We start from the raw sequence: 24,733 nt of genomic DNA, 5'->3' as shown, positions 1-24,733 counted from the left end.
TTATAAATGATGTTTCTGCTTTATTTATATTATGCAATTAAAAAAAAATATTCTTTTTGTTGTACCGTATCCATTAGGTAAAGCACCGTCGCAACGATTTCGGTTTGAGCAATATTTTGATATATTGAAGGAGGCTGGTTTCTCTTATCAGGTTGCATCATTTCTGGATGATGCAACATGGGAAATTTTATATAAACCCGGACATACATTTAAAAAAATAACAGGAACTATCAAGGGTTTCGGGCACCGGTTCTTATTGCTCTTCCGAGCCAGTAAATTTGATTTAATTTTTATTCATCGCGAAGCTACTCCGGTCGGCCCACCTTGGGTAGAGTGGATATTGGCTAGGATACTGAAGAAAAAAATTATTTACGATTTTGATGATGCTATTTGGATTCCGAGTACGTCTGCTAACAATAAATTAGTAGCCGGACTTCGTTGGAGCCAGAAGGTAGGACAAATTTGTAGATGGGCTACAAAAGTTAGTTGTGGTAATAGCTATTTACAGGCTTATGCAGGTAAGTTTAATTCTCATGCTATCGTAAATCCTACCACTATCGATACCATTAATCATCATAATAAACTTAAAGTACAAAATACAAGCAAAGTGGTAATTGGCTGGACCGGTACGCACTCCACTTTGAAGTACCTGGAAATGATTTTACCGGTTTTACAAAATTTAGAGGAGAAATATGCTTTTGAATTTTTAGTGATTTCAAACAAACCTCCTGAATTTGATCTAAGATCATTAGTTTATAAACCTTGGCAGAAAGAAACTGAAATTGAAGACTTGCTTAAGTTTAATGTGGGCCTAATGCCATTAGAAGATGATCCTTGGGCTAAAGGGAAGTGCGCCTTTAAAGCATTACAATACATGTCATTGGGTATACCGCCAGTAGTATCACCGATTGGTATGAATGTAGAAGTAGTAGAAAACGGTAATAACGGCTACGTGTGTTCTTCTCCGGAAGAATGGTATTACCATTTGGAACAATTAATAGTAGACTCGGTTTTACGAGCAAAATTGGGAACGGCTGCTAAAGAGAAAGTAGATAAATGTTACGCTGTTGTTGCTAATCGTACTAATTTCTTAGGTCTTTTTACCAAGTAATGATAACGCATAATATATAAGGCAGACAAGTAAAAAGGCATCAAGGGAATTTTATAACGAACCAAAGTCCCGAAATTGCCACTGTTAGTGCCCACCGCAAATGCCAGAACAATCGAAAATAGTATACTGAATAATAAAATAGGTGTAGAGGTAATAAGTTTTATGCTTTTAAAGAAACCTGTTTTGTAAAACAAAGTTAAAGTAAGATAGATAAAGATTGTGGCTTCAATAGCCGAAAGCAGCATTACCGGATTACGTACTTCCCAAAGAAAAGGTCGGTAGAGGGCAACTACGATGGCTTGCGGCCCAACTGTAATCATACTACTTAAACTACCATCAAATATACCTATATTATAGGCTGAGCCTGTAGCTACTTGTTCAGTTAAATAGATAGCATTTATTTTAGTGCGTTCACCTATGTTATCTATGTCATATTTTGAATCACCTTCTGTTAGATTAGTAGCCCCCAAATAAGCAACTCCTAAACCTATTAAAATAAAAAACGGCTTAGCTAAATTGCGAAGTAAAGTGTTTCTGATTTTGCGATTGTTTTCAATAAAAATCCAGAACAAGGCAGGTGGTAGGAACGCTAATAAAATATATACTTTCACTGTATATAGTACATAAGCGGAAATAAAAATAATAAATGCTGCTTTCAATAATGATTTCTTTTCAATAGCAAAGGTATGAAACCCATAAAACAACCACCCTAAAGCCCCTATGGTTATAGAATCTTTCATCAGGCCTGAGCCCCAGAAAAAAACCGAAGGTAGGAAAAAGATGGCTATAGCTAATTGCTTGTGTAGATTTGGATATAGTTTAAGAAAAGTAAGGTACATTGACCACATACCGCTAAAACTGGTAAATGCGAAGAACAAAGCTATAACGGCATAACTACCTAATCCTATTATGCCAAAAAAGCTAGCTACTTTAATTACAAAGAATTCAGTGGAGGATGTATACCAGTACATACGGCTTGCGTACCTGACGGTGCTTGAATTGTATTCGCCCTTAGAAAGAAGCAGTTTAATACCAGTAGCCGGAGAATCGTAAAATGCCTGCATTACTATCCGGCTTTGTTTATAATAATTACCAGTGTCACCACTGGGCATTGAGCCTCGGCCATAATAAAATTGAAAAATTATACCTAATGCTATCGCTCCAACCAATTTTACAGTAAGGGCGGGCATGAAATATCTTCTCGTAAATCTATTCGTAACACTTTTCCTTACTCCGGCAGCTAAGCCGTAAATAAGTAGCAAGTACAATGGAACAAGAAGTAAATCGCTAACTCCCAAACTATTAAAGTTTTTAAATGTGAATATTAATTAAAGTATCGATTTTATTAAACCTTCCGGTACTTTTTTAAATACTGCTTCGCTTCCTTCTCCGCCCGCTTATCATCATCGGCCAGATCTTTTACCATTTCGTAGTATTGTTTGGCTTGCTTAATGTTGTTTTCTTCGTGGCTCATGCGGGCTAGATTGAGGTAGGCGTGTACGGCGTAGCCTGATTTGGTTTCGTCGGTTTGTTCGGCGAAGGTAATGGCTTGCTGGTAATATTCTTTGGCCTTGGGTATGTTTTTCCGGTTTTGGTTGATGTAGCCTAAAAAGTAGGCGGCATAACGGCCACTAATAGATTCGTAACCCGGCATTTTGCGGTTAAGCTTATCCAGGATTTGCAGGGACATTCGTTCAGTTTCAGAAAGATTGCCAATAACAAAGGATAAGCGGGCGTAGAATCGCTGAAAGTAGGCATTATCGGGATATTTGGTAGCCAGGAAGCGAGAGATAGGGTAGGCGCCCATCTGGTTATTTTCTTCGTTGGCCAATATTTTCATCAGGAAGAATTTGGCTTCGAGGCCGGTATAAAAGCCATTGTCGGCTACTTGCTTCAATTGGGTAAGGCCCAGTTGTTTGTTGCCGTCGGGGAAGAAAAGCAATACCGGACGGAGCAAGGGGTAATTCTGCCCAATCCAGACGGCGTAATAATTATAGAGCGCTTCGCCAAACATAAACTCCGGGCTCAGGCCGTTGGCTTCTTTGGCTTTGTTCATAAAATTTAGGGCGTGCCGGCTATGAACGGTAGCTTTGCGCCAGTTTTTGCGCTCGGAATGCAGGCGGGCCGCAAAACCGTGGGCCGCCGCCAGGAAAAAGGCGGCTTCGTAATTATTCTTTTTCTTAACTAATAATTTCTCGCCGTACGTAATGGTTGTATCCATGTAGGCGAAAAAAGCATTATCGTATTGCTTGCTTAAAATATTAGTTGGCACTATTTTCCACCATTGACTCAAGCCCATTAAAAAATAAGGCATGGGGTGCTCGGGGTAACGTCGGCGCAACGAACGGAATTGCCGTTCAGCTCGGGCGTACTTGAAGTTGTAGAGATTATCTACGGCTCCGGATAATTCGTTTTTAATGCTTTCGTCTAATAATAACCAGCCATCGGTGTCAATAACCTCGGGCGTAACATCAACCGAGTCGATTACCATGTGGCGAATAACCGAATCGATAGCTGCTTGTTGCTTGGGGTCGGTGGTTTGGGCCCGGGACACGATAGCCAGGAAAAATAAGGGGAAAAAAAGTAAAAAAGTTTTTTTCATTTTATTAAATGCCGGGACAAAGATACAACTTCTTCATAGTTAAATATTAACCCCAGGAGGCTGAAAAAAAGGGAATTCTAAATTAAGTTAAATATTAATATTTTATATATTCTGAAAGCAGAAAATAAATGTTACCTATTTTAAACGAGAATTTTAATTTTAAAAGTTCATTAGGCGGCTGCTCCAGCGCACTTATTTTTAGTTTAGGAATATTTTATGAAGCCTTACCCCGGTAGAAGAAAACTGATTGCTTTATTTTTATTGGCATTTACCCTGAAGTTTCTGACGGCTGTTTTTCTGCGGTACCTGCTTAGCTGCGCTCCCCTTGGTTATCACCTCGACGAGTTAGTAATCCGGGGCCACGACTATTTTTCGTACCATGCGGCAATGGAGAATTATATCCAGTCCGGTACGTATTATTTTTTTAATGGTAAAGAAAACGTGTACGCCGGGCGCTTACCGCATTTTAGTTTGTTATACCTATTTTTTCGGCAATTTTTAAATGTTGCGTTCGCCGATTTCATGGTGCTGTTGGTGCAACTTGGTACAGAGGCAATAAGCATTGTTGTTTTGGCACTTTTAGTCGGCCGGATAATGGCTAGCCGGACTATGTTTTACCTGACTTATCTTTTATGTTTGCTTAGTTGGACAGTTTCGTTTTATAGTATTATTGTATTGCCCGATAGTTTATCGGTTGGTTTGTTAATATTTTTTGCTTACTGCTTTTACTCGTATTTAAACCGGCCTTCCACTAAATTATTGCTCTTATCGGGTTTGTTGCTGGCCTTCGTAACGGTACTAAAGCCGCATTTGGGTATGTTGTACCTGGTGGTTGGCTTTTATTTTTTAAAGGATTTTAATTTTACAACAGCAAAAAAGTTGCTGGAAACTCCCCTCATGTTTTAAGACGGGCAGGGGCGGTAAAAATTTACCTGTTATTTTGTGCCTTCTTATTTTTGTACTTGTACTTAACTTACCATGACGCTAAAATAATAGAATTATAAAACTATGAAACTACTCGAACAACTGTGCCGGGTGCATGCGCCTTCGGGCAACGAAACCCAACTGACTAACTTTTTACTGGATTATATTCAAAATAATAAACATACCTGGAAAGTTATGCCCGAAGTAATTACCGGCCGCGAGTTCCAGGATTGCATTCTGCTGGTTTTCGGGAAGCCGCGTACCGCTATTTTTGCTCACCTCGATTCTATTGGGTTTATGGTGCGGTACGGCAAGCAACTAATTAAAATTGGCGGACCAGATACCGAAACGGGTTACCAATTGGTAGGCCGCGACGAACAAGGTGAAATTGAATGTACCCTGGAAGTTTCGGAAGAAAACAGACAACTAAGTTACGCCTACCACCGGGAAATTGAGCGAGGTACAGAGTTGGTATTTAAGTGCGATTTCCGCGAGACCGAGAATACGGTGCAATCGTGTTACCTCGATAACCGATTGGGCGTGTGGAATGCTTTGCGGGTGGCAGAAACTTTGGAAGACGGAATTATTGCTTTTAGCTGCTGGGAGGAGCACGGCGGCGGCTCGGTGGCTTACCTGGCCAAATATATTTACGAAAAATACGGCGTAAACCAGGCGCTCATCTCCGACATTACCTGGGTTACCGAAGGCGTATTCCCCGGCCAGGGACCGGCCATATCGTTGCGCGACAGCTTAATTCCGCGGCGCAGTTTTGTGCAGAAACTTGTTGCTATTGCCAAAGAAGCTGGCATACCTTACCAATTAGAAGTAGAAAGTGCAGGCGGCAGCGATGCCAAGGAATTGCAGCGCGGCAGTATTCCGTGGGATTGGTGTTTTGTAGGCGCACCCGAAGATAATGTGCATTCGCCGGACGAAATTGTGCATAAAAAAGATATTGAAAATATGGTGGCTTTATACCGGGTGTTGATGAAAGAACTTTAATGTTTTAGACTTAATATTGAATATACAATATAGTAGCCCCCTCGTACCCCCAAACCTGAAAATAGAAAGGACTCAACAGCAGCATAAAAAAGCTATCTGGCAGCTATTAGAGCTATTGTTTTTAAGATTTTAATTTGTATGTTACGCCCATTATAGGTTAAAAACGTCCACTACAAATTTTTAAATCCACAACCATAAAAAGCTTTAAATGGAAAACATTATTTACCTAATTCCTGCTTTCGGAATCGTTGCCTTGCTGTACACCGCCGTGAAGTCTGCCTGGGTAACCAGGCAAGATGCCGGGAGTGAAAAAATGTCAACAATTGCCCGTTTTATTGCCGAGGGCGCCATGGCTTTTCTCAAAGCCGAATATAAAGTACTTACTTATTTTGCAGTTATCGCCTGTTTGTTTTTAGGGTACCTGGGTACAGTAGGCGAAAATTCTCATCCACTAATTGTCGTTTCTTTTTTAATAGGCGCCGTATTTTCGGCTTTGGCCGGTTTTATTGGCATGCGCATCGCTACCAAAGCCAATGTGCGCACCGCGCAAGCTGCTAAAACCAGTTTATCGAAAGCCTTGGATGTGTCGTTTGGCGGTGGTTCGGTAATGGGCATGGGTGTTGCCGGCCTGGCGGTGCTGGGTTTAGGCAGTTTATTTATTGTATTTAAAGCCATTTTTGTAGGCGATACTTACAATGCCGAAGACATGGAAATTGCCCTGGAGGTATTAACGGGCTTTTCGTTAGGGGCCGAAAGTATTGCCTTATTTGCCCGGGTAGGCGGCGGTATTTACACCAAAGCCGCCGACGTAGGCGCTGACTTGGTAGGTAAAGTAGAAGCCGGAATTCCGGAAGATGACCCCCGCAACCCCGCCACTATTGCCGACAACGTAGGTGATAACGTAGGCGACGTAGCCGGTATGGGTGCCGACTTATTTGGTTCTTACGTGGCTACGATTCTGGCAACCATGGTATTGGGCCGGGAAATTACCGTGCAGGATAATTTTGGCGGTATTTCGCCGATATTATTACCCATGGTAATTGCGGGTATGGGCATTATTTTCTCCATGATTGGTACTTTGTTTGTGCGCGTAAAAGAAGGAGGTAATGTGCAGGCCGCTTTAAACTTAGGTAACTGGTCCTCGGTGGTATTAACCGCTATTGCTTCTTATTTTCTGGTTAACTGGATGTTACCAGAAACCTTAAGCCTGCGTGGCTTCGACTTCACCCGCATGGGTGTTTTCTGGGCAATTATCATCGGGTTAATTGTGGGTACGCTTATGAGTATTATTACCGAATATTATACCGCCATGGGCCGGCGGCCGGTTAACAGCATTGTTCGCCAAAGCAGCACCGGTCATGCTACTACCGTTATTGGCGGGTTAGCTGTAGGTATGGAATCGACGGTGATGCCGATTATAGTGCTGGCTGCCGGTATAATATTTTCTTATGAAGTAGCCGGTTTGTACGGGGTTGCGATTGCAGCTGCCGGTATGATGGCCACCACCGCCATGCAGTTGGCCATTGATGCCTTCGGTCCGATTGCCGATAACGCCGGCGGTATTGCCGAAATGAGCGAATTGCCCAAAGAAGTACGCGAACGGACCGATATTCTGGATGCTGTAGGTAATACCACCGCCGCTACGGGTAAGGGTTTTGCCATTGCTTCGGCGGCGCTTACTTCGCTTGCCTTATTTGCCGCTTTTATGGGTACCGCCAATATTACCGTAATAGATATTAGCAACGCCCGGGTATTAGCCGGCCTTTTTGTGGGCGGCATGATTCCGTTTATTTTTTCGGCTTTGGCTATTTCGGCGGTAGGCCGGGCCGCTATGGCGATGGTAGAGGAAGTACGCCGGCAGTTCCGCGAAATACCGGGTATTATGGAAGGCACCGGCAAACCGGAATACGACAAGTGCGTGGCTATTTCTACGAAAGCAGCTATCCGCGAAATGATGTTGCCGGGCGCTATTGCTCTAATTGTTCCTATTATTGTGGGTTATACCATGGGCCCGGAAGTTCTGGGTGGGGTTTTAGCCGGTGTTACCGTTTCGGGTGTTTTAATGGCTATGTTCCAGTCTAATGCCGGTGGTGCTTGGGATAACGCGAAAAAATCTTTCGAAAAAGGGGTAATGATTAATGGCAAAATGGAGTACAAAGGTTCAGATGCCCACAAAGCTTCCGTAACCGGCGATACCGTTGGCGATCCTTTTAAAGATACTTCCGGCCCCTCTATGAATATTCTGATTAAATTAATGTCGATTGTGTCGCTGGTAATTGCGCCGCACATTGCCGTACCCGATACCGCCGGCACTACGCAAATGCCAGCTATTCCGGAAAATAAAATTCAGATAGAACAGGTTTCGGTTCAGCCTGAAAGCTTACCGGCAACAATAGAATTAATTACAGCCCGCTCAGCGCGCTAAGTTTTAAAACCAAAAGAAAAGCCCTTCTGGAAACGGAAGGGCTTTTCTTTTGCTTGTTTTTACTTGGCAATTGCTACTGTGGTTTTTATTTGCAAGTTTTAAGGTATAACTTTCCGTTTTTAACTTACCATTATGGCTCCCAACCGCATTTCGCTCCACGACAAGTCTTTCGAAATAAATATTCCGGAAAAAGAAATTCTGGCGGCCATTCGGCAAGTGGCAGCCGGGATAAACGCCGATTACAAAGACAAAAAACCGCTTTTTCTGGCTATTCTGAACGGAGCCTTTATGTTTGCCTCCGATTTAATGAAGGAAACCAACCTGGATTGTGAAATTTCTTTTCTGCGGGTATCATCTTACCAGGACATGCACAGCACCGGGCAGGTAAGTGAAGTAATAGGTTTGAAGGAAGATATTAAAGGCCGGCACATTGTTATTCTGGAAGATATTGTAGATACCGGCCAAACAGTTTACGCGTTGCTGCAGAACCTGATTGCACGGGAACCAGCTTCTATTGAAATAGCGGCTTTACTGTTAAAACCCGATTGTGTACAACATCCACTGCAGGTAAAATATATTGGCTTAACCATCCCTAATGATTTTGTGGTGGGCTATGGGTTAGATTATAATGGCCTGGGCCGTAATCTGCGCAATATTTATAAAGTATTGTAGCTATATATTTCAAAATTTCAAAAGATTAAGCTAAATAATAGTAAAACTTACCGATAAGTCTTATTTTTACTGCTTATTTATTAAACTATATGCTAAATATTGTATTGTTCGGACCTCCGGGAGCAGGCAAAGGCACCCAAAGCCAGAAGTTAATAGATACTTATCAGTTAATTCATTTATCTACCGGCGATTTGTTGCGGTCGCAGATTGCGGCCGGTACAGAATTGGGTTTACGGGCCAAAACCCTGATGGACCAAGGTTTGCTGGTGCCCGATGAAGTTGTAATTGGCATGATTGACAGCAAATTAAAAGAAAATAAATCGGCAGCCGGTTTCATTTTCGATGGCTTTCCGCGCACCGTACCGCAAGCTGAAGGATTGGACGAGCTAATGGCTCAAAATAATACTGCCATTACCTGCATGATTGCCCTGGAAGTAAGCGAAGAAGAACTGACTAAGCGTTTGTTGCTGCGCGGACAAACTTCGGGCCGCCCCGATGACCAGGACGAAAGCCTGGTGCGCAAGCGCGTGCAGGAATATAATACCAAAACCGCGCCGGTAGCCGGTTTTTACGCCCAGCAAGGCAAATACCACGCGGTAAATGGCATTGGCGAAATAGACGAAATATTTAACCAAACCTGTTCTATTATAGATAGCTACCTTACGCAACCAAAAACTATATAAGTTATAGCCAGCCTGAATTTTAAGGCTGGTTTTATTTTTAACCCAAAATAGTAAAAGGAGTAAAAAAGACAATACTTTTTCTTTTACTATTTTTCAGCACAAGATGGCTTCATCCAACTTTATTGATTACGTAAAAATTTGTTGCCGCTCCGGTCACGGTGGCCCTGGCTCTTCGCATTTACACCGCGATAAGAAAAACGCCAAAGGCGGTCCGGATGGCGGCGACGGCGGCCGCGGCGGGCATATAATTCTCAAAGGAAATAAACAGCTCTGGACCCTGCTGCACTTGCAATACCAAAAGCACGTGATTGCCAAGCCCGGCGAATCGGGTGGTTCCAGCCATTCTTCGGGGGCGGAAGGCGAAGACGTGATTCTGGAAGTGCCCATTGGGACCATTGCCCGGAATGTTGAAACCGGCGAGAAAATGGCCGAAATAATAGAAGATGGCCAAACGGTAATATTAACGCCGGGCGGTCGGGGCGGTTTGGGCAATGCCCATTTTAAATCGCCCACGAACCAGACCCCGCGTTATGCGCAGCCCGGCGAACCCGGTATAGAAGAATGGGTGATTCTGGAGTTAAAACTGCTGGCCGATGTAGGCTTAGTTGGTTTCCCGAATGCCGGTAAATCTACTTTGTTATCGGTGGTATCGGCGGCCAAACCCAAAATTGCCAATTATCCTTTTACTACGCTGGTGCCTAACCTGGGCGTGGTGCCTTACCGCGATTATAAATCGTTTGTGATGGCCGATATTCCCGGAATTATCGAAGGCGCCTCGGAAGGTAAGGGTTTAGGTATCCGGTTTCTGAAACACATTGAACGCAACTCTATTTTGTTGTTTATGATTTCGGTAGAAAGTGCAGACATAGCCGACGAATACCGGGTATTATTAAATGAGCTGCAAACCTTTAATCCGGAACTACTAAGTAAGCAACGTTTGTTAGCCATCACGAAAACAGACCTGATAGACGATGAACTGGAAAAAGAAATGCGCAAAACTTTACCCAAAGATTTGCCTACCGTTTTTATTTCCAGCATCACGCAAAAAAATATCATGCAGCTAAAAGACCTTATCTGGCAAACTTTAAATGCAGAATAGTTTAATGTGCTAATTGGGTAATGTGCTAATGTGCTGATTATTTAATGTGGAAATTCGAAAATTAAATGAATTCGAAAATTCTCACATTACCGAATTATCCCATTAAACAATTAGCACATCAGCACATTAACTAATTAGCACATTAAATAAATGTCAGTTTGTCACAAAAAAGGGTTTGGCAAACAAATTGATTAGTAAGATTGGCAAGAATAACTGAGAATAAGATAAGCTATGTCAGCAGATAAAAATAATTTACCAGAAGAAGAACAGCAGGAAAATAACGCATCGCCAACCGAAACCTCGACCGTAGAAGAACAGGGATTGCCTGACCACGCCGAAGCGATTGCCGATCCGGCGGCAAAGCTGGAAGAGGAGTTAAGTGACATGAAAGATAAGTACCTGCGTCTTTATTCGGAGTTTGATAATTATAAGCGCCGGACATCTAAAGAACGCCTGGATATGCTAAAAACCGCTAACCAGGAAATGGTAGTGGCTTTATTGCCCGTAATCGATGATTTTGAACGGGCCCGGCAGGCGATGGATCAAGCCCAGGATGTGGCGGCTGTAAAAGAAGGTGTTGATTTAATTTATAATAAATTATTTAGCATTCTGCAGCAAAAAGGCCTGAAGCCAATGGAAGCCGTAGGTTCATCGTTTGATGCGGATGTACACGAAGCCATTACGCAAATTCCGGCACCCGACGAAAGCCAAAAGGGTAAAATAATTGATGAAGTTGAAAAAGGATATTATTTGCACGACAAAGTTATCCGGTTTGCAAAAGTTGTAATTGGAGCTTAGGTCATGGCGAAAAGAGATTATTACGAGATATTAGGGGTTGAGAAAGGTGCCGGTGCCGACGAAATCAAAAAAGCTTACCGCAAAATAGCGATCAAGTTTCACCCGGATAAAAACCCTGACGACCCGACGGCCGAAGATAAATTTAAAGAAGCAGCCGAGGCCTACGAAGTCTTGAGCGATCAGGACAAACGCGCCCGCTACGACCGTTTTGGTCACCAGGGTGTAAACGGTGGCGGCTTTGGCGGCGGTGGCATGAACATGGAGGATATTTTCTCGCAGTTCGGCGATATTTTTGGCGGTGGCCAAGGCAGTCCGTTTGGCGATTTCTTTGGTGGCGGCCGTTCCGGTGGTCGGCGGGTGCGTAAAGGTTCTAACCTGCGCATTAAGCTTAAACTAAATCTGGAAGAAGTAGCCAACGGCGTTGAGAAAAAAATAAAGGTTAAGCGTTATGTAGCTTGTAACATATGCGGTGGTAACGGCTCTAAAAACGGTGCGTCGCTGCAAACCTGTAATACTTGCCAGGGTTCCGGCCAGGTACGCAAAGTGGTAAATACCATGTTGGGCCAGATGGTTTCTACGAATACCTGCCCAACCTGCGACGGCGAAGGCCAGAAAGTAACCCAGAAATGCGATGCCTGCCACGGTGAAGGTCGCGAACTAAAAGAAGAAGTAATCTCGATTAACGTACCGGCTGGTGTTGCCGACGGCATGCAGTTATCGATGAGTGGTAAAGGCAACGTACCCGAGCGAGGTGGTGTAGCCGGTGATTTACTCATTCAGATAGAAGAAGAACCGCATCTATTCCTGAAACGCGATGGCAACAATGTCGTTTTCGATCAATATATTAGTTTTGTGGATGCTGCTTTAGGCGCGAACATAGAAGTACCAACCATTGAAGGCAAGGTGAAAATTAAGATTGATCCGGGTACCCAGGGCGGTAAAATATTGCGGTTGCGGGGCAAGGGTATTAAAGATATTAACGGCTACGGCAAAGGCGACCAGCTAATTCATATTAATGTCTGGACACCGAAAAACGTGAGCAACGAAGAGCGGGCCATGCTGGAGAAACTCCGCAGCTCCGATAACTTTACACCACATCCGGGTAAGCACGAAAAAGGCTTCTTCGAAAAGATGAAAGAATATTTTGCTTAATAGCCAAACTCTTAGAAATAATTAACAAGGCCCCCGGAAAAATCCGGGGGCTTTTGTTTTAAAATGTTTTCCTGATTATTTGTGCAATAAAAACAGATATTGCTAAGCGCACAACCCAAGCTATGAACAAGATTAAATAAATGCAGGAACCACCGGTTTTAATATTTAGAGAATACGGCAAAAAAAGCCTTTTTAATACCTAATACTACTTTCAAAAAGTAATTTGGCTTAAGTGTACACGTTTAGTTATCCTGAGTTTGTCTAAGGAATAATTACTACCGTATAAAAATAGATTTAGATGTTTCGACAAGCTCAACATGACGCCTGTAGCTGGCGCATTAACCACTTGATATTGGCATTCACTAACCATTAACCTCTACTTACTTAGATCTGCCTTTGCTCTGGGTCATCCCGAGCCTGTCGAGGGATCTATTACTAAAAGCCAACTGAATTATAAAAGCTACGTCATAAGCTTGTAGTATCCTTCTGATTCTTACCTTCCTTTTAGAAATGAGTAACAACCGGAAGTAATAAATATTTTACTAAGGGTGCTAATAGATCCTTCGGCAAGCTTGGGATGACCCCGGGCAAAGGCTTTTCTCAATAATCCTGACAACTCTAAAAATCAAAAGTTTTATCCCGTTGAAAATATAGCCAGCGCAAAATTTCTAATAAATTTTTTTAAAATAGATTACCAGATTGTAGAAAGGTAATTCTTGCAGTTGCTAACTTATCCTGTAATTTTGATTCTTTTAACCCGATAAGCCTTGAGTATTCTTAAAGTAGTTGGTGTGTCGAAGCAATATGCAAACCACCAGGCCCTGCAGGACATTAGTTTTGAAATTCCCGCCCAAAGTATTTTTGGCTTATTAGGCCCTAATGGTGCCGGTAAAACTTCGCTCATTCGCATTATTACCCAAATTACGGGTGCCGATACCGGGGAAATATTTTTTAAAGGTGAACCATTACGGCCGGATCATATAAAAAATATGGGTTATTTGCCCGAAGAGCGCGGCCTGTATAAAAAAATGAAAGTGGGCGAGCAGCTTTTGTACCTGTCGCAATTAAAAGGAATAAACAAAGCCGAAGCCACGGCTAAAATAAAAAGCTGGGCAACTAAGTTTGATATTGGTTCCTGGATGAATAAAAACGTGGAGGACCTCTCGAAAGGGATGCAACAGAAAGTGCAGTTTATTGCCACCGTGCTCCACCAACCCGAATTAATTATTTTGGATGAGCCTTTTTCGGGTTTCGACCCCATTAATGCTAATATTGTAAAGGACGAAATTCTGGAACTCCGCGAAAAAGGCAGCACCATTATTTTTTCGACGCACCGCATGGAATCGGTTGAAGAATTGTGCGATAATATTGCTTTGATTAACCGCTCGCGGAAAGTATTGGACGGCTCAGTGCAGAATATTAAGAACCTGTACAAAACCGCCACCTATTTGGTAGAAGGCAAAGGCCAATTACTTGTTTTATCACCAGATTTTGAAGTGCTGGAGCAATCCGAACATCACGGCTTTTTCCGGGCCACTATCCGGCTAAAAAATAATACCAACCCTAACGATTTGCTGCGGTACCTGATTGCCCACGTTGAGGTACATGCTTTCCGCGAAAAAATCCCGAGTATCAACGATATATTTATTCAGAAGGTAAACGAAACGTTACACGCAGAAGAACCCAAGCAAGTATAGGCGGGCAAATTTTAAGCTGAAAGTTGTGCTGTTTAACTTTAATGTTTATACTGGTTTATTCATGAAAAAATATTGCTTTGCTTTAGATTTAAAAGATGATCCGGCCCTAATTGCCGAATACGAATATTGGCATAAAAGCGAAAATGCCTGGCCCGAAAACCTGCAACATATCCGGGAAGCCGGCATTACCGGCATGGAAATTTTCCGCACCGGCAACCGGCTATTTATGATTATGGAAGCGGAAGATTCGTTTTCGTTTGAAAGAAAAAGCGCGATGGATGCCGCCAACGCAAAAGTACAGGATTGGGAAAACCTAATGGCTACGTTTCAGCAACCCTTAGCCTGGGCTAAACCTGGCGAAAAATGGGTATTAATGGAAAAGATTTTTGCTTTATGAAGTTAATACCGGGCAGCATGTATTCTGTTTAAAATAATTAAAAGCTAATAAATTAATTATACTAAATTAAAACTATGTCTACCACAAACCCATCAGACCGCCGGGGCTTTCTGAAAAAAGCTGCTTTGGGGGGGCTCCTGACCGTAGGAATTCCTGCAATTATAACCGAGGCTTTTGCTGCAAATAAACCAAAAAAAGTAACCCTGAAGCAAGATGCCGTTATTCTTTTCCAGGGCGATTCTATTACCGATGCCGGTCGCAAGAAAGATAATATGGATTTCAACAGCCCATCGGCATTGGGTAGCGGCTATGCTTTTCTGGCTGCTTCGGATTTGTTGCTGCAGCACCCTGGTAAAAATTTACGGATTTACAATAAAGGCATTAGCGGCAACAAAGTTTACCAACTGGCCGAACGTTGGGAGAACGATGCACTAGGCCTGAAACCAGATGTGCTCAGCATTTTGATTGGGGTGAACGATTTCTGGCATAAGCTTAATGGCAATTATGATGGCACTATTCAGACTTACCGCGATGATTTTAAAAAACTACTGGATAACACCAAACAGCGGCTGCCAGAAGTAAAACTGATTATTGGCGAGCCTTTTGCTGTAACTGGTATTAAAGCCGTGAACGAAAAATGGTATCCGGCTTTTAACGAATACCGGCAGGCCGCCCGCGAAATTGCCGACGCTTACGGCGCCACTTTTATTCCGTACCAAACTGTTTTCGATAAAGCCCAAAAATCTGCCCCCGGCGTTTACTGGACGTACGATGGGGTGCATCCCAGTCTGGCGGGTGCCCGCTTAATGTCGCAGGCTTGGTTAGAAACCGTGAAAGGTTAAATAGCTCACTATTCTGAATGGAGAATTATAATTTCATAATCAATACAAGAATAGAAGTTCAAGAAATCCACCCCTGTCATTCAGGAGGAAACTATGTAGCAGGCAGCCAAAAAGTTTCCTCCTGAATGACAAAAGTGGGCCCAACAGCCGGTACACTAGCAAAATGTAAATAGCCCAACTTGCATAAGAGCAATAATAAAAAAGCAGGAAATACACTTTCCTGCTTTTTTTATATATTGATGCGAAACGGTTTTTAGCCGATTAATTCTTTGAGCTTATAAACCAGCGCTTGCACTTGGCTGACGGAATGTGTCGGGAAGTTGGCAATCCGGATTTGGGTTTCTTTGTAGTTGCCGTAGCCGCTGCCGATAACCATGTCAAAAGGCGTTAATTTTTTAATAACCTCCGAAGCCGGTATTTTGGTGTTGGCAATAATAGTAGTTACCGAACGGTGGCCGGGCTCCTGCATCGCAATGTCAAAATTCTGACTAGCGGCTAAGTAATCGTAAATAAGTTGAGCTTTGGTTTCGGTTTCTTCCCGAATGGTCTGGATGCCTTTTTTATTCATTTCTTCGGCCACGTGGCCCAGTAAATAAATATTCAGCACATTAGGTGTTTCAGGGTTTTGGAAAGTTTTGGCTTTACTCAGCAAAGAAGGAATGCTGTGGTACGAACCTATAGAAAAACCTTTGGCCTGCAATGCTTCGGCTTTAGCAATGCACCGCTCGTTTACCAACCAAACGCCTAAGCCGGCCGGCAAACCAAAGCATTTCTGCACCGAAAAATAAATAGAATCTACTAAGTTGTAATCAAAAGCCGGGTGCGGCATAGACGAAACAGCATCCACAAATATTAATGCGTCGGCACCAGCCTTTGCCCGGAATTTATTTATTTCCGCTACCGGCAGGCTGGCACCCGAACTGGTTTCATTCTGCACCAAGGCAATCAACTCCGCCAAAGCTGGAATATTAATGTTATCGGCCTGGAAGCCTTCACCAAAAGGCACTTCGTGTTTCGTGGCTTTGCGGCCTAGCTCTTCGGAAATCTGAAAAAAACGCTTGGAAAAAGAACCGTTTACCAAATGAAAACTTTCTTTTTCCACGCAGTTCTGAATGGCGCGTTCCCAAATTTCGTTGGCTGAGGCCAAAAACAATATTTCCCAGTTCTGCGGTAACTGTAACAATTCGCGTAAGCCTTTTTCGGCGTGGGCGTAAATATCTTTAAACTGCTGACTGCGGTGCGAAATACTGCCTATTTTATTCGCCATGGCCGCCTGCATGTGTTGCGGTACCGTGGGGTATAATTCAGAAGGACCAGGGGTAAAATATACCTTGTTGTTCATAGTTTTGAATGGTATCTGGAAGTTGGTATCTGGTAGCAGGACTTATATTTATTTAATCCTGCTACCAGATACCTGCTACTAATGTCTAGTAAAGAATCCGGAATTTAATGGTATGGGGTACGCTTTTCAGGTCCGCAATCAGGTTCTTGTCGTATTCTTTATCAATGTCGGTAATTACATAACCAATGTGTTCGTTGGTTTTTAAATATTGGCCCAGAATATTAACGTGATTGCCGGCCAGCACATTATTAATATTGGCCAGAACGCCTGGCACGTTCTCGTGAATGTGAATTAGTCGGTGGGCATTTACCAAGGCAGGCAACTGAATATTCGGGAAGTTTACGCTCTGGTACGTATTGCCGGTATTAATATATTGCATAATCCGGTTGGGTACGAAATTGGCAATATTTTCCTGGGCTTCGGAAGTGCTGCCGCCAATGTGCGGCGTTAATATTACGTTGGGTAAACCACGTAATTCATTCACAAACTCTTCGGCATTATTTTTCGGTTCGTACGGGAACACGTCTACGGCGGCACCTTTTATTTTGCCGGATTTCAGGTTTTGTACCAGGGCCGGAATATCTACAATGTGGCCACGGCTTAAATTCAGGAAAATAGCCCCGTCTTTCATGGCTTCGAACTCGGCAGCGCCAAACATATTTTTATTGCTGGCGCGACCGTCTACGTGCAGCGATACAAAATCGGCTAAGCCTAATAATTCTTTTAAGGTATTACATTTGCGGGCATTTCCTAGTTGCAGTTTCTCTACCACATCGTAATAATATACCTCCATGCCCAACGCTTCGGCTATAACCGATAATTGCGCGCCAATATTGCCGTAACCCACAAGGCCTAATTTTTTGCCCCGCACTTCAAAACTGCCGGTAGCCGATTTGTCCCATTCGCCCTGGTGCATTTTTTCGCTTTTTGGGAAAATATTACGGGCCAGCATAATTATTTGGCCAATGGCTAGCTCAACCACGCTGCGGGTGTTGCTGTAAGGCGCGTTAAATACGGCAATGCCCGACTGCACACAGGTATTCAGGTCTATTTGGTTGGTACCTATGCAGAAAGCGCCTACGCTCATTAATTTATTGGCGTTGGCCAGTACTTTTGCGGTTACCTGCGTTTTAGACCGGATACCCAGAATAGATACGTTCTTAATTCGCTCGCACAGTTCTTCTTCGTTCATGGCTCCGGTCATGGATTCTACCTGGTAGCCTTCCTGTTTAAATAATTCTACCGCTTTAGGGTGAATATTTTCGAGCAGCAACACGCTGATGCGGTTTTTAGGATAAGAAATAGCCATCGGTAATTTGTTCTGGTATAAAAATTCATCCAGGCTGGGGGCAATGTGTTCGGCCTTGGCCACTACATTGTCGCGGGTAATATTTTCGGTGAAAGCATAAAACTTATTGGCCAATCCGGCTTCTTTTATTTCGTAATCGGTGTAGCCATCGCCCAGCACGTAAACATCGCCCTGCAAGGCCAGGCTCTCCAGCAACTTTATTTTACCTTTATCCAGGCTAAGCACGTTTTCCTGGTCGAAACCAATAATATTGCCCTGCTCGTCGTACTCAAAAGTGTTGGCGTAAATATTTTCTTCTTTAATGCCGTACTGCGTAACAATAGGGGTAATAAATTCTTTAAAGCCGCTCGATACAATAAAAATATTGTCGGCGTACTGGTTAAAAAATTCGGGATTGCGCTTAATAGATTCCGATACTTTGGTGTTGAGCCGGGAAATAAGTGGCGCTAAATGCTTTTTATGAGCTTTCAGTAAAGCAATGCGTTTGGTCAGGCCTTCGGTAAAAGAACTTTTACCTTCCATGGCGCTGTTGGTCAGGTTTTTAATTTCCTGCAATATTTGGTCTTTATTTTCGTCGTCGTGTAAAGCAATCTCACACAATTCATCTAATGCTTCAACCTGGGTAAAGGTACTGTCAAAGTCTATAATAAAATATTTGTCTTTGCTCATAAAATAATAGAATGTTGGAGTAGCTATGGAGCCGCTAAGTTCTGTATTTTTTATAATTTATCTAAACATCAGGATAAATTATTCAAAATTTTAAGTAAACACCCCCTGCAGCTTGATTAAGAATCAAAATCCGAAACTTTTGCGGGCCAAAATTAAAAATCCTGCCGTTGCGGGCAGGATTTTATTTTACATATTAGAATAAGAAAGATACCGGTTTTAAACGGTTACCATTTGGGCGTCTTTTATTTTCTGGTAAAACTGTTCGTACAATGGCACAATCTTACTGGTTTCAAAGTCTTTGGCGCGAGCCAGCGCATTGGCTTTAAACTGGGGCAAGTTGGCATCATCCAGTATAAAAAGGGCATTCTTTACCATATCGGCTACATCGCCTACGGGGCTCGAAAATCCGGTTACGCCATGAATATTTAATTCGGGTATGCCGCCGGCGTTAGACGAAATTACCGGTACCTGGCAGGCCATAGCTTCGAGGGCAGCCAAACCAAAGCTTTCTTTTTCTGAAGGCATTAAAAACAAATCGGCTACCGAAAGTACTTCTTCTACGGCTTCGAGCTTACCTAAAAAACGGACATCGCTGCATACATCGAGTTTGCGGCAAAGTTTTTCGGCTTTAATGCGGTCTGGTCCGTCGCCTACCATCAGCAACTTGCTGGGAATTTGCTGGCGCACTTTGTAAAATATTTTAATTACATCCTGCACGCGCTTTACGCTGCGGAAGTTAGAAGTATGCACCAGCAATTTTTCGCCAAACGGACTAATGGCGGTTTTGAAATGTTCTTTGCGCTGCCGCTGAAAACGCTCCAGGTTAATAAAGTTCGGAATTACTTCAATGTCTTTTTCGATGCGGAAATGGTTGTAGGTTTCGGTGCGGAGGTCCGCCGAAACAGCCGTAACGCCATCGGACTGGTTAATGCTAAAGGTTACCACCGGCTCAAACGAAGGATCTTTACCGACCAGCGTAATATCGGTACCATGTAAGGTGGTAATTACCGGAATCTGAATGCCTTTGGTTTTTAATATTTGTTTGGCCATAAAGGCCGCCGAGGCGTGCGGAATAGCATAATGCACGTGCAGCACATCCAGCTTTTCGAACTGTACTATATCTACCATTTTACTCGCCAGAGCCAGTTCGTACGGGTCGTACTGAAACAGCGGGTAGGAGGGAACTATAACTTCGTGGTAAAAAAGGTTTTCGTTAAAAAAATCGAGCCGGGCGGGCTGGCTGTATGTTATAAAATGTACCCGGTGGCCTTTTAAAGCCAGTTCTTTTCCGAGTTCGGTGGCTACCACACCACTGCCGCCAAAGGTGGGGTAACAAACAATACCTATATTCATGAATGCAGGAAAACGTTAAAGTGTACTATTTGTACGAAGGTCTAATTAAATAAGGCTAATCTATGACCCGAATAAATTATTAGACTCCAAAGTAAGTAAATTGTTTTGATTAAAGTAAAATTCGCCGGGCCATACTAATCTGGAAAGGAAATATTTAATTTTAGATATTAGAATTAAGGCAGCTTAACAACGGTTTGTTGCATGTAGAATGGCGATTGTTAGTTAATAGAATATTCTTTCATTAACGTTTTAGCATGTCATTATTTATTTCCCTACAAAACGAAACTTGCGCTTAATTGTTTACTACTGGGGCATCCTGAGGTTGCCGAAGGATCTATTACAGTAAAGTAGATTCACCTATTTCGACAAGCGCAACGTGACTATAATAATGTAAGCGCTTAACTCACTTAATAATACCCTTATCAAATGCATACTGCGCTTTTAAACAAAGTAAAGTCTGTACCACTCACCGCGGTCATTCTGGAAGAATCTTATTAGTAGCCAGCCAATAAGATTCTTCCAGAATGACCGCGGTGGGTGGATATGTGGTTGTAATTATTTTATTGTTCTTAAAACGCAATTCCTACTTAATATTGGTATAATATGATTAAGATCGATAATTAACAATAAAAAAAGGTAAGAGCGCTTTTTTCAAGCGCTCTTACCTTTTTTTATTGTTAATAACCATATTATTACCAGTCGTTTAAGTTAAATTAGGGTTTCATCGTATTGTTCTTCTTCCAGGTTATCTTTTATCGTCAAAACGGCATCCAGGCCCAGGAACGAAAATACCTGGCGTACGCCCGGCTTCATGCCGAAGAATATAAGGCTGATTTCTTTTTCTTTTAACTCGGGCAAGTTCGACAAGAATATTCCTAACCCAGCCGATGAAATATAATTAAGATTACGGCAATCAATCAGCAAGTTTTTTTTCCGGCTCTTAATGGCTTTTTTTAAGAGGTTATCTATTTCGCCGGCATTGTGCTCATCCAGGTTGCCCGATAAAATAAGGACATAAGCCTGCGCTTTTATTTCGTGGTATAGCTCCATTTGTTTTGTGTTAATCTAAATCTTCTACGGTCTGGTCGGCTAAATCTTTAAACTCGGGTTGTAAAGAAAGATAATGCTCTAATCCGAGTACTTTAAAAATAGATTTTAGTTTCGGCTTGAGACCGTATAAAGTCATGTTAATTTTGTGCTTCTTCAGCTTTTGCAAATGCGAGATAAAAACGCCCACTCCGGCCGATGAAATATATTTTACCTGGCAGCAATCAATCCAAAGGTTTTTTAACGGCAAATCATATATTTTGCTTATTTCATTATCTACCAGAATAGAGGTAGTTGCATCAATATCGCCTTCAATGCTAATTACAAAGCTATCGGGTGTTCTCTCACTATTTACGTACATAAAGGCAGATATTCACAGATTAATAATTGATTGCTGATTATTTTAAAAAGCTTTTAATAACAAGTAAGAAGCCTAATATATTTTATTTGTCTCGTTTTGGTAACTAACAATATATCAATTAGTTAATAAAATTGCAACTATATAGGTGAAAGCAGATGGGTATTACTTTCGGGTGAGGGTTAGCGTTTTCGCTTCTTGCAGACTGGCCGCAATATTTATTACTTTGGCCAGACCAGATGCTTCAAAAGCCTGCATAATTTGCTGATTTACGCTAAACAACACCAGCAGGCGGTGCAAAGCTGCCAGTTGCCCGGAGTAAGCCAGTAACATGCGTTGGCCCGAAGTTGTAATATTGTGCAGGTCTTTTAAATCAATAAATATATGTTGCCGAAGGCTTTTTGCGCCCTGCTCCAGTACGGCCTGTAGCATTTGGCAATCGCCATCCTCAAAATTGCCGAAAGGTTTTATTACAAAGCTTTGCAAATCCTCGTGTACTGCTACTTTCATATAAAAATGAAATTAAATTTCAGACCAAAAAGTAACAAAAAGCGGAATTACCTTGCCTAACCTAGGTCTTACCAAAGATACTATTACTATTTTTCCTTTGAAATGTATTATTTACTGGTTTTGGTTAGCTGCAAACGTATAATTATGCGTATATATAACCGGCAACTACGTAGAACCGCGTAATTTTAGATTAGATACCAATAAGAAGTTGCCCCTTAATATTTTATCTTCTATACTTAATTAATTTTTTAAGGAACTTAAATAAGCGCTAAGCGTTTGGCAGAATAATTTAGGGGCCTTTCTGTAATTTTAATTTTTAGGTTGGTATTTTCAAAATAGTAGTGCTATGGCAGAAACAATGCAGGAGCAAGATCTGATTAAGGTAGTTTTGGTAGATGATCACACCATTATTCGGGATGGTATAAAAGCATTGCTCCGCGAGAGCGATGGGGTAAGTGTGGTAGGTGAGGCGGGTAACGGCCGGGAATTAATCGATCTGCTGCCAACCTTAGAAGCCGATGTAATTTTGATGGATATAAACATGCCCGAAATGGATGGCTTTGAAGCTACCAGTTATATCCAGGAAAGATTTCCGCAGGTAAAAGTGCTGGTGCTCTCGATGCTGGACCACGAAAGCTACATTGCTAAAGTATTTGATGCCGGTGCCAATGGTTACCTGCTTAAAAATACGGGCCGCGAAGAAATGGTGTGTGCTATTAGAATTGTAGCCAAAGGTGGCCGTTATCTTTGCTCCGAAATAGGCTTTAACCTTTTAAACAAACTTAAGAGCCCCAGCTTTAAGCCCGCCGAAAATACCGAAGAAAAACAAACCCGCGATTTATCGCAACGCGAAATTGAAATTTTGAAATTAATAGCCGATGGCTTAACCAACGCCGAAATTGCCGATAAAATTTTTACCAGCAAACGAACCGTAGAAACCCACCGGCAAAATATTATTGAAAAAACAAAAGCTAAAAATACTGCCGCACTTATAAAATATGCCATAGGCAAAGGCATTATCAGCTAGATTTTTTCCTGCTTTTAACAGTTAAACTGTTGAGGTTAAAGTTTGGCTTTAGCTTTAACAGTTTTTTTGTTTCTACCGTATTCCTGCCGCATAGTCTGGTTAATTAACTGGTTGCTATTATTTCCTCTCCGCTACATTTTAGATTGCTGGCGCGCCGGCTTTCTGGTAGGTTTAAATATTATTCCGCTGAAAAACTCTTTAATAGCCTGCTCCTAAAAATTAACCAGCCTGTTCCGGTAAGTTATTTTCTTTATGGTAATAACGGTTTAAATAATTAGCCAAACCGGTAATATTTAGGCAAGTGAAATAAAAAGCAAGCCCGATTAAACCAATTACTATCACAATAGTCTAAACAAGATCTAATAGTAGGGGGTAACTTCGCAGCGCCATAATTATTCAATAATTTACCCGGAATAAGGGTCAAAAAATTTAGTTTTATAAGTTATAGCATCTAAATTTAGCCTCCGGAACAATATATTGAAGCCCTACTAGAAACGCCAGGATACGAACAAGCTTCCGTTTTCTTTGTTATTGTTTTTGATTCTTTTCGTTAGCCTATATATAAGTAAAACACCTTTAATTAGTTATGAAATTAAAATATATTATTTACACCTTACTCCTGGTTGGTTTTTGTTCGTTGGTAGTCTATCGGATTAATAAAAACAAAACCCAGGCAGCAACGGGTGGTGCTGGCGGCCCCGGCGGTGGTGGCGGTGCCCGTGGGGGAGGTGGACCGGGTGGCAAAGGCGGCGGTATGGCCATGCGCGTTAGTGGCATAGTGGTACAGCCCCAGGAATTTGCCAATACCTTAGCCGTTACCGGATCTATCGAAGCCAACGAGCAAGTAGAAATGCGGGGCCAGGTAGCCGGTATTATTCAGAGTATTACTTTTGACGAAGGTAGTTTGGTTAAAAAAGGCCAGGTACTGGTAAAAGTAGACGATACCGAATTGCGGGCCCAACTGTCGCAAGCGTTAACCCGCCAAAGTCTGGCCGCCGAAAATGCCCGCCGGGCGCAGTTGCTATTGCAAAAAGAAGCTATCAGCCGCGAAGAACTTGATGTAGCGGCGGCTGAATTAAAATCGTTGCAGGCGCAAACCCAATTAATCCAGGCGCAGTTAGCCAAAACCACTATTCGGGCACCTTTTTCGGGCCGCATTGGCTTGCGTAATGTATCAGCGGGCGGCTACCTTACTCCCGAAACCATAATAGCCAACCTGGTTAATACCGACCCAATAAAACTTACTTTTTCGGTACCCGAAAAATATGCCAACCAGGTTAAAAATAATACTGAAATTACCTTTACAGTGGCCGGTACAACCGAAAAATATACCGCCAAAGTTTACGCCATTGAACCCGGTATAGAAGCAACTACCCGTACTTTACAATTAAGAGCCAGGGCAGCAAACCCCAAAGGCACCTTACGGCCAGGCTCATTTGCCAATGTGCTGTTGCCTTTAACTACCATAAACGATGCCCTGCTTGTGCCAACGCAAGCCATTGTGCCGGTGCAAAACGGTAAAAAAGTATTTGTAACCGAAAACGGTAAAGCCAAAGAAGTAATGGTAGAAGCCTCAACCCGCACCGAAAAAGATATATTAATTACCTCTGGCTTAAAAGCCGGCGATACCGTGCTAACCACGGGTATCATGACCCTGAAACCGGATGCCCCGGTAAAAGTTAAAGTGACTAACATGTAATTCTATTTAGTATTTATC

22 protein-coding genes are annotated in these 24,733 nt (G+C 42.4%); 14 read left to right on the top strand and 8 right to left on the bottom strand.

Going from position 1 to position 24,733, the window contains the following annotated elements:
- The first annotated feature begins 31 nt into the window (after positions 1-31).
- Complete coding sequence (locus tag F0145_RS06180; protein ID WP_150087443.1) at positions 32-1,111, top strand: glycosyltransferase; 1,080 nt, start codon at positions 32-34, stop codon at positions 1,109-1,111.
- Here the strand turns inward: F0145_RS06180 and F0145_RS06175 are convergent.
- On the bottom strand, positions 1,060-2,301 hold the full coding sequence (locus tag F0145_RS06175; protein WP_150087442.1) for a hypothetical protein: 1,242 nt from the start codon (positions 2,299-2,301) through the stop codon (positions 1,060-1,062). The genes F0145_RS06180 and F0145_RS06175 overlap by 52 nt on opposite strands.
- Before the next feature lie 155 nt (positions 2,302-2,456).
- Complete coding sequence (locus F0145_RS06170; protein WP_150087441.1) at positions 2,457-3,713, bottom strand: tetratricopeptide repeat protein; 1,257 nt, start codon at positions 3,711-3,713, stop codon at positions 2,457-2,459.
- 216 nt (positions 3,714-3,929) lie between these two features.
- Here F0145_RS06170 and F0145_RS06165 point away from each other — a divergent pair, with 216 nt between their 5' ends.
- The 11 genes from F0145_RS06165 (at position 3,930) to F0145_RS06115 (ending at position 15,401) form a co-directional block, all read left to right on the top strand.
- Positions 3,930-4,619: a glycosyltransferase family 39 protein gene (locus F0145_RS06165; RefSeq protein ID WP_150087440.1), complete on the top strand. Its 690-nt coding sequence runs from the start codon at positions 3,930-3,932 to the stop codon at positions 4,617-4,619.
- Between the two features lie 102 nt (positions 4,620-4,721).
- Positions 4,722-5,636: a M20/M25/M40 family metallo-hydrolase gene (locus F0145_RS06160; RefSeq protein ID WP_150087439.1), complete on the top strand. Its 915-nt coding sequence runs from the start codon at positions 4,722-4,724 to the stop codon at positions 5,634-5,636.
- Between the two features lie 208 nt (positions 5,637-5,844).
- A complete protein-coding gene (locus F0145_RS06155) occupies positions 5,845-8,061 on the top strand; it encodes a sodium-translocating pyrophosphatase (RefSeq protein WP_150087438.1) in 2,217 nt (738 codons plus the stop codon).
- 132 nt (positions 8,062-8,193) lie between these two features.
- Entirely contained in the window at positions 8,194-8,733 is a 540-nt protein-coding gene (gene hpt, locus F0145_RS06150; protein ID WP_150087437.1) for a hypoxanthine phosphoribosyltransferase, read from the top strand.
- Positions 8,734-8,822: 89 nt separating this feature from the next.
- Positions 8,823-9,416, top strand: a complete 594-nt coding sequence (locus F0145_RS06145; protein ID WP_150087436.1) for an adenylate kinase — start codon at positions 8,823-8,825, stop codon at positions 9,414-9,416.
- 103 nt (positions 9,417-9,519) lie between these two features.
- Entirely contained in the window at positions 9,520-10,515 is a 996-nt protein-coding gene (gene obgE, locus F0145_RS06140) for a GTPase ObgE (protein WP_150087435.1), read from the top strand.
- Between the two features lie 231 nt (positions 10,516-10,746).
- On the top strand, positions 10,747-11,313 hold the full coding sequence (gene grpE, locus F0145_RS06135; RefSeq protein WP_150087434.1) for a nucleotide exchange factor GrpE: 567 nt from the start codon (positions 10,747-10,749) through the stop codon (positions 11,311-11,313).
- Between the two features lie 3 nt (positions 11,314-11,316).
- Positions 11,317-12,465, top strand: coding sequence for a molecular chaperone DnaJ (gene dnaJ / locus F0145_RS06130; protein ID WP_150087433.1), 1,149 nt, complete (start codon positions 11,317-11,319; stop codon positions 12,463-12,465).
- A 767-nt stretch (positions 12,466-13,232) separates the two neighbouring features.
- Positions 13,233-14,162, top strand: a complete 930-nt coding sequence (locus F0145_RS06125; RefSeq protein ID WP_150087432.1) for an ABC transporter ATP-binding protein — start codon at positions 13,233-13,235, stop codon at positions 14,160-14,162.
- A 61-nt stretch (positions 14,163-14,223) separates the two neighbouring features.
- Positions 14,224-14,559 (top strand): L-rhamnose mutarotase, encoded by a 336-nt coding sequence (locus tag F0145_RS06120; RefSeq protein WP_150087431.1) that lies wholly within the window; start codon positions 14,224-14,226, stop codon positions 14,557-14,559.
- A 74-nt stretch (positions 14,560-14,633) separates the two neighbouring features.
- The gene (locus F0145_RS06115; RefSeq protein WP_150087430.1) at positions 14,634-15,401 is read left to right on the top strand and encodes an SGNH/GDSL hydrolase family protein; all 768 of its coding nucleotides are present in this window, start codon (positions 14,634-14,636) and stop codon (positions 15,399-15,401) included.
- A 253-nt stretch (positions 15,402-15,654) separates the two neighbouring features.
- Here the strand turns inward: F0145_RS06115 and F0145_RS06110 are convergent, their stop codons facing one another.
- The 6 genes from F0145_RS06110 to F0145_RS06085 form a co-directional block, all read right to left on the bottom strand.
- Entirely contained in the window at positions 15,655-16,743 is a 1,089-nt protein-coding gene (locus tag F0145_RS06110; protein ID WP_150087429.1) for an aminotransferase class V-fold PLP-dependent enzyme, read from the bottom strand.
- 85 nt (positions 16,744-16,828) lie between these two features.
- Positions 16,829-18,721, bottom strand: coding sequence for a phosphoglycerate dehydrogenase (gene serA / locus F0145_RS06105; protein ID WP_150087428.1), 1,893 nt, complete (start codon positions 18,719-18,721; stop codon positions 16,829-16,831).
- A 216-nt stretch (positions 18,722-18,937) separates the two neighbouring features.
- Positions 18,938-20,074: an N-acetyl-alpha-D-glucosaminyl L-malate synthase BshA gene (gene bshA, locus F0145_RS06100; RefSeq protein ID WP_150087427.1), complete on the bottom strand. Its 1,137-nt coding sequence runs from the start codon at positions 20,072-20,074 to the stop codon at positions 18,938-18,940.
- A gap of 708 nt (positions 20,075-20,782) precedes the next feature.
- Positions 20,783-21,124, bottom strand: coding sequence for an STAS domain-containing protein (locus F0145_RS06095; RefSeq protein ID WP_150087426.1), 342 nt, complete (start codon positions 21,122-21,124; stop codon positions 20,783-20,785).
- Positions 21,125-21,134: 10 nt separating this feature from the next.
- Positions 21,135-21,482 (bottom strand): STAS domain-containing protein, encoded by a 348-nt coding sequence (locus F0145_RS06090; protein ID WP_150087425.1) that lies wholly within the window; start codon positions 21,480-21,482, stop codon positions 21,135-21,137.
- A gap of 162 nt (positions 21,483-21,644) precedes the next feature.
- Positions 21,645-21,989 (bottom strand): STAS domain-containing protein, encoded by a 345-nt coding sequence (locus F0145_RS06085; RefSeq protein WP_150087424.1) that lies wholly within the window; start codon positions 21,987-21,989, stop codon positions 21,645-21,647.
- Positions 21,990-22,335: 346 nt separating this feature from the next.
- Here F0145_RS06085 and F0145_RS06080 point away from each other — a divergent pair, with 346 nt between their 5' ends.
- Together F0145_RS06080 and F0145_RS06075 are read left to right on the top strand one after the other, a co-directional pair.
- Positions 22,336-23,016, top strand: a complete 681-nt coding sequence (locus F0145_RS06080) for a response regulator transcription factor (RefSeq protein ID WP_223815844.1) — start codon at positions 22,336-22,338, stop codon at positions 23,014-23,016.
- A gap of 586 nt (positions 23,017-23,602) precedes the next feature.
- Positions 23,603-24,715 (top strand): efflux RND transporter periplasmic adaptor subunit, encoded by a 1,113-nt coding sequence (locus F0145_RS06075; protein WP_150087423.1) that lies wholly within the window; start codon positions 23,603-23,605, stop codon positions 24,713-24,715.
- The last annotated feature ends 18 nt before the right edge of the window (positions 24,716-24,733 follow it).

Source organism: Adhaeribacter rhizoryzae (genome assembly GCF_008629685.1).
GTDB classification, from domain to species: Bacteria; Bacteroidota; Bacteroidia; order Cytophagales; family Hymenobacteraceae; genus Adhaeribacter; species Adhaeribacter rhizoryzae.
The sequence above is the reverse complement of the archived record's forward strand: the minus strand, read 5'-3'. Positions and strand labels throughout refer to the sequence as shown.

What these genes read in the sequence shown, in the direction of transcription:
- F0145_RS06180 (WP_150087443.1), top strand. Translation starts at nt 32, where the DNA reads ATGCAATTAAAAAAAAATATTCTTTTTGTTGTACCGTATCCATTAGGT.
- F0145_RS06175 (WP_150087442.1), bottom strand. Translation starts at nt 2,301, where the DNA reads ATGCCCGCCCTTACTGTAAAATTGGTTGGAGCGATAGCATTAGGTATA.
- F0145_RS06170 (WP_150087441.1), bottom strand. Translation starts at nt 3,713, where the DNA reads ATGAAAAAAACTTTTTTACTTTTTTTCCCCTTATTTTTCCTGGCTATC.
- F0145_RS06165 (WP_150087440.1), top strand. Translation starts at nt 3,930, where the DNA reads ATGAAGCCTTACCCCGGTAGAAGAAAACTGATTGCTTTATTTTTATTG.
- F0145_RS06160 (WP_150087439.1), top strand. Translation starts at nt 4,722, where the DNA reads ATGAAACTACTCGAACAACTGTGCCGGGTGCATGCGCCTTCGGGCAAC.
- F0145_RS06155 (WP_150087438.1), top strand. Translation starts at nt 5,845, where the DNA reads ATGGAAAACATTATTTACCTAATTCCTGCTTTCGGAATCGTTGCCTTG.
- hpt (WP_150087437.1), top strand. Translation starts at nt 8,194, where the DNA reads ATGGCTCCCAACCGCATTTCGCTCCACGACAAGTCTTTCGAAATAAAT.
- F0145_RS06145 (WP_150087436.1), top strand. Translation starts at nt 8,823, where the DNA reads ATGCTAAATATTGTATTGTTCGGACCTCCGGGAGCAGGCAAAGGCACC.
- obgE (WP_150087435.1), top strand. Translation starts at nt 9,520, where the DNA reads ATGGCTTCATCCAACTTTATTGATTACGTAAAAATTTGTTGCCGCTCC.
- grpE (WP_150087434.1), top strand. Translation starts at nt 10,747, where the DNA reads ATGTCAGCAGATAAAAATAATTTACCAGAAGAAGAACAGCAGGAAAAT.
- dnaJ (WP_150087433.1), top strand. Translation starts at nt 11,317, where the DNA reads ATGGCGAAAAGAGATTATTACGAGATATTAGGGGTTGAGAAAGGTGCC.
- F0145_RS06120 (WP_150087431.1), top strand. Translation starts at nt 14,224, where the DNA reads ATGAAAAAATATTGCTTTGCTTTAGATTTAAAAGATGATCCGGCCCTA.
- F0145_RS06115 (WP_150087430.1), top strand. Translation starts at nt 14,634, where the DNA reads ATGTCTACCACAAACCCATCAGACCGCCGGGGCTTTCTGAAAAAAGCT.
- F0145_RS06110 (WP_150087429.1), bottom strand. Translation starts at nt 16,743, where the DNA reads ATGAACAACAAGGTATATTTTACCCCTGGTCCTTCTGAATTATACCCC.
- serA (WP_150087428.1), bottom strand. Translation starts at nt 18,721, where the DNA reads ATGAGCAAAGACAAATATTTTATTATAGACTTTGACAGTACCTTTACC.
- bshA (WP_150087427.1), bottom strand. Translation starts at nt 20,074, where the DNA reads ATGAATATAGGTATTGTTTGTTACCCCACCTTTGGCGGCAGTGGTGTG.
- F0145_RS06095 (WP_150087426.1), bottom strand. Translation starts at nt 21,124, where the DNA reads ATGGAGCTATACCACGAAATAAAAGCGCAGGCTTATGTCCTTATTTTA.
- F0145_RS06090 (WP_150087425.1), bottom strand. Translation starts at nt 21,482, where the DNA reads ATGTACGTAAATAGTGAGAGAACACCCGATAGCTTTGTAATTAGCATT.
- F0145_RS06085 (WP_150087424.1), bottom strand. Translation starts at nt 21,989, where the DNA reads ATGAAAGTAGCAGTACACGAGGATTTGCAAAGCTTTGTAATAAAACCT.
- F0145_RS06080 (WP_223815844.1), top strand. Translation starts at nt 22,336, where the DNA reads ATGGCAGAAACAATGCAGGAGCAAGATCTGATTAAGGTAGTTTTGGTA.
- F0145_RS06075 (WP_150087423.1), top strand. Translation starts at nt 23,603, where the DNA reads ATGAAATTAAAATATATTATTTACACCTTACTCCTGGTTGGTTTTTGT.